Genomic DNA, 12,309 nt, shown 5'->3' with positions numbered 1-12,309 from the left:
GTCAGTGAGTTTATAAGGCAAAAGATGCGTTGGGTGTCGATTAAATATAACTAATGAACAACCACAAAGGCACAAAGGACACAAAGATTAGGTTTTTCTGGCAACCCTAACTAAAACTTACCTGAAGAAAAGCCCCCAGAAAACATCACTTTCTAGGGGTTTAATTACAATTGACGGAAAACAAACTTATGGGGAGGTTAACCTCCAGCCACCGCAGGAACGATACTGACTTCATCGCCATCTTTTAAGGGGGTTTTTGTCCCATCGAGGAAGCGAATATCTTCACTGTTGACGTAGAAATTTAAAAAGCGCCGGGGTGCGCCCTCTTCATCGCATAAGCGGGCCTTAATACCGGGGAAACTTGCTTCTAAGGATTCGATTAAATCACCGACACTACTAGCACTACACTCGATGGTAGCCTTATTTTCTGTAAATTTTTGCAGGGGAGTAGGAATGAGAACTTTTACAGCCATAGATATCAAGGAAAAAGTGGAAAGGACGGTAAGCTGCGCGCGAATTTAAATTGCTTGTGGAGATGAGGCAAGAGGATAATTGCCCCATCATCCCCGAACATCAATTCTAGACGAGAACCTGTTGCCATTCGAGGCGTTCGAGGGTGCGGGAACGTTCCAGGGCCCGTTCAAAGCTTTCTAATTTCGGTTCGATTAACAGGGGTTCACCGATATAACCCTGTACCGCTTCTTGGGTTTTTAGACCATTACCGGTGATATAAACAACTGTGGTTTCTTCAGGGTCGATTTTACCCGCTTCTACTAATTTTTTCAAGACAGCGATGGTTGTACCGCCTGCGGTTTCTGTGAAAATGCCCTCCGTTTCTGCCAAAAGTTTAATACCTTCGATAATTTCGGCATCGGTGACGGATTCAATATTACCGCCAGTTTTACGCGCAATATCAAGGGCATAAACACCATCGGCGGGATTACCAATAGCGATCGATTTGGCGATAGTATTGGGTTTAACTGGGGCGACAAAATCCCGTCCTTCCTTGAAAGCTTGGGCAATGGGGGAACAACCCTCCGCTTGAGCGCCACTAAAACGCACTGCTTTATCTGCCACCAAACCGACTTTGACGAATTCTTGGAAGCCTTTATAAATCTTGGTAAAGAGGGAACCACTGGCTAAAGGTGCGACAATATGGTCGGGGAGTTTCCAGCCTAATTGTTCAGCCACTTCAAAGCCTAAAGTTTTGGAACCTTCGGAATAGTAGGGACGCAGATTGATGTTGACAAAACCCCAACCGTAGGTATTGCCCACTTCTGAACAGAGACGGTTAACTTGATCGTAGTTGCCTTTAACTGCCATTACCGTGGGATTATAGATTAGGGTGCCGAGAATTTTACCCGCTTCTAAATCGGAGGGAATGAAAACACAACAGTCTAAACCGGCGTGAGCGGCAATAGCGGCGGTGGAATTGGCCAGATTTCCCGTACTAGCACAGGAAACGGTGGTAAAACCTAATTCTTTGGCCCGGGTAAGGGCGACGGATACCACTCTATCTTTGAAGCTGAGAGTGGGCATATTGACGGCATCATTTTTAATGTAGAGATTTTTGAGACCCAAGCGCCGGGCTAAACGGTGGGATTTAACTAGGGGAGTCATACCCGTACCCACATCGATGGGATTTTCACTTTCCACCGGCAAAAAGGAACGATAGCGCCAGATGGAATTGGGACCTGCTTGAATGCTTTCTCTGGTAACGGTGCGACGGATGAGGTCGTAATCGTAGTCCACTTCTAGGGGGGCAAAGGTTTCTTCGCAGATATTCAGCGCTTTCAGGGGGTAAGAAGTCCCTCCTTCCTTAGAAACCAAGCGGGTAAAGGTGGGGATGAATTTTGAGGTTTTGATGTTTGTCGCTAGGGTCATGATTTTCCTGTCTTGCCGTCAACTGAATCTACACACATCCTATCACCGGCAAAATCTTGGTGTCAAATATACCCGACTATTTTTGTCGGGTATAAATTTATACAACAAATAGGGGATAATCTGGGGAGCAGCAAGGGTTAAGGGGAGATGGTTGCGCTGCCGTGTCAGGAAACTTCGGGGTAATTTTAGGTCAAAAAAAGGACTAGGAGAAGGGATTTAGGTTTTTAAGGGAGCTATAGCCTATTTAATGCTAATTTTATCGAAATAAGCCCTAATTTTTCTTTAAATAGCTTAAACAGGGAGCGATTAACTGCGGTTGCCAGAAAGTTTCTCGATTTGCTCAGGATGATTATCAAGAAAAGTGACAAATTATGTGATTTTGTTGAGAAATAATAATTTTTTCTGGACTGCCAAATAAAGTTGACCATTTTCGGCGGTCGGCAGGAGATTATTTTTATTTATTCTCCCTTCTCCCCACTTCATAATTCATAATTCATAATTCATAATTCATCTGTTTTTTGATAAAAAGTTAAGGTAGTATTGCCGTAGCGTTTTTGACGACAAATGGTTAAACCTTCTAGATTAATTGCTTGCCAAGATTTGGGATTGTGTTCCACGGCAATTTCCCCCAGAGAATCTAATAAATTATATTGAGAGATGGCAGTTAGTACCGGTAAATATAACCCGCTTTCGTAGGGAGGATCAAAATAAATTAGATCAAAACTTTTCCCCGCTAAAGTGGCTAACTTTGTCAGCACATCTCCCCGAATTACTTGGAATTGCTGGGGAGAAGTTGCTAAATTGCGCCAATTTTCCTTGATAATTTCGCCAGCGCGTCCTGATTGTTCAATTCCGATTACTAGACTCGCACCTCGACATAAAGCTTCCGCACCCATGGAACCATTACCCGCACAAAGATCCAACCAACGACAGCCAGATAATTTCTGTTGCCAGATATTAAATAAAGCTTCTCGCACCCTTGCTGTCGTCGGACGGGTTAATTGTCCTGCTAGGGTTTTTATGGGACGATTGCCGTAAATTCTCATCGGTTAAAAGGCAAATTCAGTTAATCTTTTTTGTAATAAATCAGGAAAAAGGGCATAGTATCTTTGATTGAGAGGAGAAGGATGGGGGAGAGGCAATAAAGTCACTTTCTTTTGCTGTTTTAATCCATCTTCATCGGTAGCGGTAAGGGTAACTAGCAGTTTTTTGGTAAAGCGTTCTTTATCAAGATAGAATTTATCTACTTCTTTCGGTTTACCGTAGGGTTCAAACCATTTAAAAGCTTCCGTGCCAAGGGGAATGATATGATCACCTTGCCAATAAAAAACGAGCAGTTTTTCTATAAATGGACGAAAACGATCTTTCACTTCCCCAGAATAAGCTTTATTACCCGGCGGTTTGTAGGGAACTGTATTAGTTAGGAAAATTCGATCGCACACCGATAATAACTCTTGACGATCATGAGATTTTCTCCCCTGCCAAGCTTGAAAAAATCCCTCTCTTACCATTCTACCGGCAGCCCCGATCAAAGGTTGTCCTGCGTACACTTCATCTCGTCCTAAATCCCGGCCAAAAAAGCATAACTGACTAGCAAGATTACCAGCATATAAAACTGGTTCAAAGGGGTCTTTTTTTGCCTCTTGGTAAATCAGGGTATCGATGGGAAAATCCTCTTTTTTTGCCTCTTGGTGTACCTGTTTGATTAGGTTTGTAATATCGGCCATTATTCCAGAAATCAGTTATTAGTGGTTCTCCATTCTACTACAAAAGTGAAAATTATCAGCCGTCAGTCTTCAGAAGTCGGTCTTCAGAAGTCGGTCTTCAGAAGTCGGTCTTCAGAAGTCAGGAGATTATTTTTATTTTTTCTCCCCACTTCATAATTCCCTCTTCCCGCTCACCAATTCATAATTGATAATTGATAATTCATAATTCATAATTCCCCGCTCCCTTCACTCCTCGGTGCGATAGCCAAATTCTGCTAAAAGTGAGCGAGATTGTCGCCATTTCGGTTCTACCTTCACAAATAATTTTAAATATACCTCCCCGGCGATTAACTTTTGAATAGCCGATCGCGCGGAAGAGCCGATCGCTTTTAACATACTGCCATTTTTACCGATGACGATCCCTTTTTGGGAAGCTCGTTCCACATTGATGGCGGCAAAAACCTTGGTTAAAGCGGGAGTTTCCTCGACGCGTTCAATCACCACCGCCACAGAATGGGGAATTTCCTGACGGGTTTGCAGTAAAATCTGTTCGCGGATTAATTCGCCCATAATAAACCTTTCCGGCTGATCGGTGACTAAATCGGGGGGATAGTAATAGGGACCGACTTCGAGGAAATCAATTAACAGATTTTGTAATTCTTCGATTCCCGTCCCCTCCAGTGCCGAAAACTTGAGCAGAGGCCAGTTATTTTCTGCCGCTAAGGTGCGATAACTATCGTCGATAGGCTCTCGGTCTTCCGGTTGCTGATCGGCTTTATTTAGCCCTAAAATCGTGGGAGTTTGGTTTTTAGTCAGTAAATCGGCAATATAGCGATCGCCATTGCCCAAAAAATTACTACTATCGACAACAAATAAAACTAAATCTACAGAATTTATGGCGTTTTCGGCATTTTTAACTAAAACTTTGCCTAATTCGTGATGGGGTTTGTGAATGCCGGGGGTATCGACAAAAATCATCTGAGAGCGCTCGTCGGTGACAATGCCGCGCAAACGGTTGCGGGTAGTTTGAGCGATGGGGGAAGTAATGGCGATTTTTTGTCCCACTAATTGATTCATCAGGGTGGATTTGCCCACATTAGGACGACCAATAATGCCAATAAAACCAGATTTAAAACCAGTGGGTGCGATGGGAATTACTGCCGAATCGAGATTAAAGGCTTGGGAGTTGATAAAATCGTTCATAATTAAAGAATATTACTTAAAAAATATTTTTACCCATGCAAAGGATAGTTTTGTTCTTGTTAGCATTGATTCTAGGCTGTAGTAACCATTTAGAATTATCTATAGCGGGAAATTTAAGCGATCGCTTAACCGATTATCCTCGCTGGATGACTAAACCAGTGGTTAGTTTTGCCAGCGGAGATTTAGTTTATCCCGATTGGATGGTAGGCAATTGGACTGTCACCAGTACCCTAATCGATTTAACCGCTCCTCTTGCTCCCCAGATTATCACACCAGGTTTTGAAAGTAATCGTCGTTACCTGGAACAATCGATCGAGTTTCCGGTGAGATTCATCGAGAAAGCTATTTCCAGACCGATAAATGCTGCCTTTTTATCCACCATTATCAGTAAACCATCAATTGTGGCCGATCGATCCTTTAATGGTTTAGCAATTAGTCGCGCCTACTTAGGTAATCAATCGGTATTATCCGTAAAAACTGACCCTAATAATCCCAATCGTCAGATTACCTTTTTACGCGGCGCTCATCAACTAATTTCCACCGTAATTGCCAGAAATAGCGAAACTCCTAGCCAAAATCAATTTATTGCCACAGAAATTAGTCAACAAATTTTCCGGGGAGAAACCAACACTTATCTTAATGAGGTGGAAACCACCACCGCCTATCAGTTATTATCTCCTAATAAAATTCTAGGCGATCAGGTGACAGCCATTTATCTTTCCCCCCAATCGCCGGATTTTTTCCAAGCGCCGAATCGTCCTGTGGCTTTGTATCGTTATCGCTTAGAGTTGCTGAAAGATTAATAGAAATCCTGTAAAAATCAAAAATCTTCCCTTAGATGAGGAGACAGGAGGAGAAAAAAGACAAGAGATAATCCTAGCCATAAAACCTAAGATTAGGTCAAATTTATCTAATTGGGTCGCCAGTCGCCGGTCGCCGGTCGTTAACACCACATTAGGTTATACTTCTAGGAAAATGACATCGCTATTAAAATAAGTTTAATTAATGTTTGTGAGCAGAGGAGCTAGGAGTTAATGGTTTGGGATCTGGGCAAGAAAATTAAAGATGGCCAGTACAGGATTCAGGAAGTATTGGGTGAAGGAAGATTTGGCATTACCTATCGAGCCAGCGATCGCAATGGTGATTCAGTGGTGATCAAAACGCCGAGGGATGTGGGTTTTAAATTGTGGGAGTCTAAGCGTTTACAGAAACTTTTTTGGCAGGAGGCGAGTAAATTAAAAGGTTGTGATCATCCTCATATCGTGCGAGTTAAAGAGTTATTTTCAGAGGGTAAAGCTAACTGCATGGTTATGGAATATATTGATGGGACGACCTTAGATCGGCGATCAACAAAAATTTTACCAGAAAAAGAAGCCTTACGCTACATTGAGCAGATTGGACAGGCTTTAATGGTGGTACATAGTCGCCGTTTTCTGCATCGAGATATTCGACCGGGTAACATTATGATTCGGACTGGTAAACCAGAAGCGGTCTTAATTGATTTTGGTTTAGCCTTAGATTTTGATGAGGAATTAACCAAAATTCGTACCCAGGAATTAGCCTCAGGTTTTGCGCCTATTGAGTGTTATTTTCTTAATAATAAACGCGGAGCTTTTACCGATATTTATAGTTTAGGAGCCGTGTTATACGAGCTTTTAACGGGTAAAATTCCAGTGAATGCGATGACTAGAAAAGATGCGATGACTCGAAAAATTGATCATCCGCCTTTAATTGAGCCGAAAACCTACAATTCAAAAATCAGCCCTAATATCAATAAAGCCATTCTTTGGGCATTGCAATTAGACGCAGATAAACGTCCTCAGTCAGTGCAAGCATGGTTTAAGGATTTAGGTTTGTCTATTCCCAAACAAGAACAATTTAAAATATCTCAACCCATTGTTATTAATTGGACATTAGTGTGGGCTGGTGTCGCGGCGATTGCTACTTTATTAACGGCTTTAGGTGTACCAGAATTGATGAAGCAAAAGTTTACACCTCAACCAACTCCGACAGGTTCTCCCCCATCTTCTCCTAAGTAGGTAGGCGTTAAAAATTATCAAATGCCCCCCTTATCAAGGGGGGATCAAACCCCCCTTATCAAGGGGGGATCAAGGGGGGATCAAACCCCCCTTATCAAGGGGGGATCAAGGGGGGATCAAGGGGGGATCAAACCCCCCTTATCAAGGGGGGATCAAGGGGGGATCAAGGGGGAATCAAGGGGGGATCAAACCCCCCTTATCAAGGGGGGATCAAGGGGGGATCAAACCCCCCTTATCAAGGGGGGATTAAGGGGGGATCAAGGGCGATTGCAGTTCGATAAACTCACTAACCACAATGGGATGCAAGACGTGCCATTGGTGTAAACTTAAGCACCACCAAACTCCCGTAAGGGCGAAGCATTTGGGCAATAACCTATCGCTGAAACCGTAAATTTTTTATCCGAATGCTTCGCCCCTACAAACTCAAATACCAAAACATAAGCCAATTTTGAGACAAAAGCAGATTTTTTGGTATGATAAAAATAACTATTGCAAAATTCTATGGTTTGGCAAGCGGGACAACTCCTCCACAATGGCAAGTACGAGATCCTTGAGGTCTTGGGACGGGGAGGTTTTGGCCTGACCTATAAAGCACGTCATCGCCAACTCATTATGGAAGTGGTGATCAAAACTCCTGATATTTTGCAAAAAAGAGATCCGGAATACGAGTATTATGTTAGACAATTTGAGGCGGAAGCACTCAAGTTAGCCATATTTTCCCAGCCTCCCCATGCCCATATCGTCCGTATTTCCGATTTTTTTACTGAAGGTCAAGTTCCCTGTTTGGTGATGGATTTTATTCAGGGTCAAACTTTGATGGAAAGGGTGAAAACTCAAGGAAAATTATCGGAAGCGGAATGTTTAAAATATATTCGGCAAATTGGCAGCGCATTAGAGGCAGTTCATCAAGCAGGAATGGTACACCGAGACGCTCACCCTGGCAATATTATGATTCAACCCAATGGGAATGCTATCTTGATTGATTTTGGCATTGCTAAAGAGATTATTCCGGCTGGTAGTAGTTCGACGGATTATGCCGCAAATCCCAGTTTTGCCCCCTATGAACAAGTTTATAAAGGTAGCAAGGCCAATCGTCAGCCGAGCGTGGATATTTATGCCCTAGCCGCCAGTTTTTATTATGCGGTAACTGGGCAAAAACCGACTCCTTCAATGGAACGCCGTTTAGATAATCGTCCCTTAACATCACCGAAAGAAATTAATCCTAATTTAAGTGATCATCTTAACAAAGCCATTACTCTGGGGATGGCTTTGGAAAAAGAAAACCGCCCTCAGTCTATGTCCGATTGGCTTCAACAATTGGAATTACCACCGCCTCCTGTAGAAGAAAAATATCGTCAAGAAAAAGTTAATCCCCCACAGCCAAGGAAAGAGCCAAAAGTAGCTGAAACAAAAGCCCCTGTTAACCCAAACCCTTCTGATAATTCTCTTCAGAAAAAACTAAAAGCTCTTCCCTGGGGTTGGTTAATCGGTGTGTTTCTTGTTTATGGTGTAATTGGTTACACTTTAGGTGGGAGTTCATCACCTTGGGACCTTGTGATTGTGGGTGTGGGTATGGCTGTGGTTGCGGCTGGGGCTGTGGTTGTGGCTTGGGCTGTGGCTGTGGCTGTGGCTGGGGCTGTGGTTGTGGCTGTGGCTGGGGTTGCGGCTGTGGCTGTGGCTGTGGCTGTGGCTGGGGCTGGGGCTGTGGTTGTGGCTTGGGCTGTGGTTGTGGCTTGGGCTGTGTTTTGGCTCTCAGAGAAAACTTCAATTTTTGATCCCTGGAAAGATACGGCTTGGTTTCATACTCTCTTGTCCTTTGTTTTTCCTGGATTGATAGGCGGTATTACTTTAAGTGTTACGTCAGGAAATTTTGTTGGGGTAATAGTAATGGGAATAATGATCATAGTAATATTATCTATTCAGGTTTATACTACAATCAATTTAGATAAGAAAAACTTTAGTTATTTCAATATTTTTCTGATTCTTGCGGTTACAAATTTAAGCGGTTTAGCAAGCGGTTGGTTATTGGCTTTTCTCCTGCATTCCAAAGGCTAACAAAACATAAAACTATCCTCACAATTCCATTTTTTCTATTGTTATCTTCCCTAGATTAGGTTAATTAATGCAACCCAAAAATTAAATTGTGCCATAGTAGTGAGTCTATTCTGCTGAGGAGCATCTCACTTGTGCCATGCGTATTAATGCTTATAGCTGTCAAAAACTATAAAACAATGAGCTTGTAATCAAAAGTTCATGTCTGCGTCACAGTAAGTTCATATCCCCCACCTAAATTAGAGATAGTCAGTCCCAAGCCGTTTTCCAAAACACTCCTCTCACACCCACGATTATTAGGACTGACTTTTATTCCCTTCTCAAAATGGTTAAACAATAAAAACTATGACTCGCAATATTTTTAACGATAATATTTCCCCGCTCAACGAAGGTAATCCCAAACGCTCCAAATCTTCTGCAATGAAAAAACTTTTTGCCTATTCCTCCTTACTGGTTTTGGGTGCCGGGTTAGGTATCGGTGCCACCTATGCCTACAGCCAAAATCCTCTAGAATTAGCCCAAAATATTGCCACCGCTACCAATAATCCTCGCCCCTCCACACCAGCCGCAGCCGCTCCCTCAACCCTAGTTATTCCCACCAATTTTGTCGCTTCTGTGGTGCAAGAAGTGGGGCCGGCGGTGGTGAGAATTAATGCTTCTAGGGAAGTCAATGGAGGCGGTGATTTTTCGGAATTTGCTAACGATCCTGTTTTCCGTCGCTTCTTCGGTTCCCAAATACCGGAGCGAGGAGAAAAACAAGTTCAAAGGGGTACAGGTTCCGGGTTTATTATCAGTAATGACGGTAAAATTATCACCAATGCTCACGTTGTCGAGGGAGCAGATAAGGTGACTGTCACCCTCAAAGATGGTCGCACTATTGATGGTAAAGTTTTAGGTAGTGATCCTTTAACTGATGTGGCAGTGGTACAGGTGGAAACGAGCAATTTACCCACGGTTAAATTAGGTAATTCTGATAGTTTACAGGTGGGAGAATGGGCGATCGCTATCGGTAATCCTTTGGGATTAGATAACACTGTCACCACGGGGATTATTAGCGCCAAGGAACGCAATGGCTCCCAAATTGGTGCTAGTGATAAACGGGTGGATTTCCTGCAAACCGATGCGGCAATTAACCCCGGAAATTCCGGCGGACCTTTGTTAAATGCTCGGGGAGAAGTTATCGGAGTTAACACCGCTATCATTCAAAATGCCCAGGGTTTAGGTTTTGCTATTCCGATTAAAACTGCCCAAAGAATCGCTGAACAATTAATCGCCACGGGTAAGGTGGAACATCCCTATCTCGGTGTTCAAATGGTACAGTTAACCCCAGAGGTAAAAGAACAATTAGCCGATAGTCCCATGGCTGATAATTGGACTATCCCCGATGATTCTGGTGTCTTGTTAGTGCGGGTGATGAGAGATTCTCCCGCCGCAGCAGCAGGATTGCGATCGGGTGATGTGTTAAAGTCTGTAGGTGGTAAGAATGTTACCGATCCCGATGCGGTTCAGGAAATTGTGGCTAATACTCAAATCGGTGATAATTTACCCGTAGAAATTAGCCGGGAAGGACAAAAAATTAATCTGAATATTCAAGTGGGTAGCTTGAATACTGCTAAGAAATCCTAGTCTGGAAGATAAGTGGTAAAAGACCTAAACTTTATAGAGAGCTTGTTAGTAAGCTCTCTATATTTCTGGTTTTACTTTTGGCTCTTGAATCGAATAATTATAGCATTTATCTTAATGGTGAGATAAGTAGGTAGGCGTTAAAAATTATCAGATACCCCCCTTATCAAGGGGGGATTAAGGGGGGATCAAGGGGGGATCGACACCTCTCTTATCAAGGGGAAATTAAGGGGGAATCGACACCCCCCTTATTAAGGGGGGATCAAGGGGGGATCAAGGGGGGATCGACACCCCCCTTATTAAGGGGGGATCAAGGGGGGATCAAGGGAGAATCGAAAGATAGTTAAATACTTCACCCTAGGCTCACAATTTTACTGTTGGGAGATAGAAAATAAAAACCGCTCGTAAGCTCGATTAATTTTTTGCATAATTTTAATCGCCATGGCGGAGGAATTGTGATCGGGGTGATACTGACGAGCAAGCTGATAATATCTTTGTTTAACTTCTGAAAAACTGGCATTCTTAGAAATTTCTAAAACCTCCCACCAATCCTCGGAATCGGAGGGCAATATTTCTAATTCTCCTAACATTTCTGACCATATTTTTACCTTATGTCCATAACTACCTGTAATTAAAAAGTGACCGTCAGGACTAAATTTTAAGGGAGCAGTTCCCCGTAAAATTTTAATTAATTCTCCTGTTTGTCCTTGCCAAATTTTAATTTCTGTTCGGGAAGCACTAGCAATTAGATGGCGATGAGGATTAATAGCAATACTGATAATTGCCTGCTCGTGTGCCTGCCAACTTTTAATCATTTCTCCTGTCTTTATATCCCAGATTTTAATCACTTTATCACTACCGCCACTAATTAGATATTGACCATCATTACTGAAAGCTAAACTGTTAACGGCTGCCCTGTCACCGATAAAAGTTTGATAAGCATAACTATGATCAAATCGCCATAATTTAATAGTTTTATCATCACTACCACTAGCAATAATTTGGCTATCGGGACTAATAGCACAGGTATTAACTGCCTCCTCATGACCGATTAAAGTTCGCTTTAATTCTCCTGTATGATAACCCCAGATTCGCAGAGTTTTGTCGTTACTAGCACTAACAATAAATCTTTCATTGGCAGCAAAAGCTAATTGTAAAATGACACCATCATGGCTATGGGGAGCATTGACACGAGCGAAAAAACTACTTTTATACTGCTTAGTGTCTAATTGCCACTGACTAATTCTGCCATCTAATCCACCAGCAATAATCGATTTACCGTTAGGACTTATCGCCAGAGTTTGGAGCGGTTCATTAACTCCCACAAAGGAATAAATTAATTTACCCGTTTCTCGCTGCCAAAGTTTTATGGTTTGATCTTCTCCCGCACTAGCGATAATTTTACCATCAGGACTAACATCGATCGCCCCAATATTTGCCTGATGACCTTTAAGAGTTTGGAAACACTGCCAAGATAAACGCTCTGGAATAGTAATTTCTGTAGAATCTAACTGTTGATTTTCCTGAACAGATACTTCTTCTAACAGTTGCTGTAATTCTGCCTCTAGATTTTCATATTTCCCCGTAACTTCTTGCCAAAATAAAGCTTCTTCGTACTCTCTAGTAATGCGATCAAAAAATTCTAGATTGCTATAAAAATTGGTTCTTCCGAACTTACACTGTAGAAAAGTCCCCAAGCTCCCTCTCTGTCCAGCAATGTTCTAAAGTTGATAAATATCAATCTAACAAAAACTCAAAGCCTTATTGTACAAGCTTTACAAGCATAAGTTGTTGATAGTTTT

General features: G+C 42.4%; 10 protein-coding genes. 4 read left to right on the top strand and 6 right to left on the bottom strand.

Annotated features, from left to right (window positions below; translation table 11 throughout):
* Positions 1-197: 197 nt before the first annotated feature.
* The 5 genes from IM475_RS08265 to era form a co-directional block, all read right to left on the bottom strand.
* Complete coding sequence (locus IM475_RS08265) at positions 198-473, bottom strand: MoaD/ThiS family protein (RefSeq protein WP_002735127.1); 276 nt, start codon at positions 471-473, stop codon at positions 198-200.
* A gap of 106 nt (positions 474-579) precedes the next feature.
* Positions 580-1,884, bottom strand: a complete 1,305-nt coding sequence (thrC, locus tag IM475_RS08260) for a threonine synthase (protein WP_002750866.1) — start codon at positions 1,882-1,884, stop codon at positions 580-582.
* Between the two features lie 500 nt (positions 1,885-2,384).
* Positions 2,385-2,930, bottom strand: a complete 546-nt coding sequence (gene rsmD / locus IM475_RS08255) for a 16S rRNA (guanine(966)-N(2))-methyltransferase RsmD (RefSeq protein ID WP_287727261.1) — start codon at positions 2,928-2,930, stop codon at positions 2,385-2,387.
* 3 nt (positions 2,931-2,933) lie between these two features.
* Positions 2,934-3,611 carry a uracil-DNA glycosylase family protein gene (locus IM475_RS08250; RefSeq protein WP_002776061.1) on the bottom strand — a complete coding sequence of 226 codons (678 nt, stop codon included), beginning with the start codon at positions 3,609-3,611 and terminating at the stop codon, positions 2,934-2,936.
* 225 nt (positions 3,612-3,836) lie between these two features.
* A complete protein-coding gene (era, locus tag IM475_RS08245) occupies positions 3,837-4,793 on the bottom strand; it encodes a GTPase Era (protein WP_287727260.1) in 957 nt (318 codons plus the stop codon).
* Positions 4,794-4,828: 35 nt separating this feature from the next.
* Between era and IM475_RS08240 the strand changes: the two genes are divergently transcribed.
* From IM475_RS08240 to IM475_RS08225, 4 genes are all read left to right on the top strand, one after another.
* Entirely contained in the window at positions 4,829-5,596 is a 768-nt protein-coding gene (locus IM475_RS08240) for a DUF6816 family protein (protein WP_287727259.1), read from the top strand.
* Between the two features lie 231 nt (positions 5,597-5,827).
* Positions 5,828-6,832: a serine/threonine protein kinase gene (locus tag IM475_RS08235; RefSeq protein ID WP_287727258.1), complete on the top strand. Its 1,005-nt coding sequence runs from the start codon at positions 5,828-5,830 to the stop codon at positions 6,830-6,832.
* A 501-nt stretch (positions 6,833-7,333) separates the two neighbouring features.
* Complete coding sequence (locus IM475_RS08230; RefSeq protein ID WP_287727257.1) at positions 7,334-8,887, top strand: serine/threonine protein kinase; 1,554 nt, start codon at positions 7,334-7,336, stop codon at positions 8,885-8,887.
* A 342-nt stretch (positions 8,888-9,229) separates the two neighbouring features.
* Positions 9,230-10,510 (top strand): HhoA/HhoB/HtrA family serine endopeptidase, encoded by a 1,281-nt coding sequence (locus IM475_RS08225; RefSeq protein ID WP_287727256.1) that lies wholly within the window; start codon positions 9,230-9,232, stop codon positions 10,508-10,510.
* Positions 10,511-10,878: 368 nt separating this feature from the next.
* Here IM475_RS08225 and IM475_RS08220 read toward each other — a convergent pair whose 3' ends face one another.
* On the bottom strand, positions 10,879-12,204 hold the full coding sequence (locus IM475_RS08220) for a WD40 domain-containing protein (RefSeq protein WP_287727255.1): 1,326 nt from the start codon (positions 12,202-12,204) through the stop codon (positions 10,879-10,881).
* Positions 12,205-12,309: the final 105 nt, after the last annotated feature.

This window comes from Microcystis sp. M061S2, assembly GCF_020245605.1.
GTDB lineage: Bacteria > Cyanobacteriota > Cyanobacteriia > Cyanobacteriales > Microcystaceae > Microcystis.
The sequence above is the reverse complement of the archived record's forward strand: the minus strand, read 5'-3'. Positions and strand labels throughout refer to the sequence as shown.

What these genes read in the sequence shown, in the direction of transcription:
- IM475_RS08230 (WP_287727257.1), top strand. Translation starts at nt 7,334, where the DNA reads ATGGTTTGGCAAGCGGGACAACTCCTCCACAATGGCAAGTACGAGATC.
- IM475_RS08235 (WP_287727258.1), top strand. Translation starts at nt 5,828, where the DNA reads ATGGTTTGGGATCTGGGCAAGAAAATTAAAGATGGCCAGTACAGGATT.
- rsmD (WP_287727261.1), bottom strand. Translation starts at nt 2,930, where the DNA reads ATGAGAATTTACGGCAATCGTCCCATAAAAACCCTAGCAGGACAATTA.
- IM475_RS08225 (WP_287727256.1), top strand. Translation starts at nt 9,230, where the DNA reads ATGACTCGCAATATTTTTAACGATAATATTTCCCCGCTCAACGAAGGT.
- IM475_RS08250 (WP_002776061.1), bottom strand. Translation starts at nt 3,611, where the DNA reads ATGGCCGATATTACAAACCTAATCAAACAGGTACACCAAGAGGCAAAA.
- IM475_RS08240 (WP_287727259.1), top strand. Translation starts at nt 4,829, where the DNA reads ATGCAAAGGATAGTTTTGTTCTTGTTAGCATTGATTCTAGGCTGTAGT.
- era (WP_287727260.1), bottom strand. Translation starts at nt 4,793, where the DNA reads ATGAACGATTTTATCAACTCCCAAGCCTTTAATCTCGATTCGGCAGTA.
- IM475_RS08265 (WP_002735127.1), bottom strand. Translation starts at nt 473, where the DNA reads ATGGCTGTAAAAGTTCTCATTCCTACTCCCCTGCAAAAATTTACAGAA.
- thrC (WP_002750866.1), bottom strand. Translation starts at nt 1,884, where the DNA reads ATGACCCTAGCGACAAACATCAAAACCTCAAAATTCATCCCCACCTTT.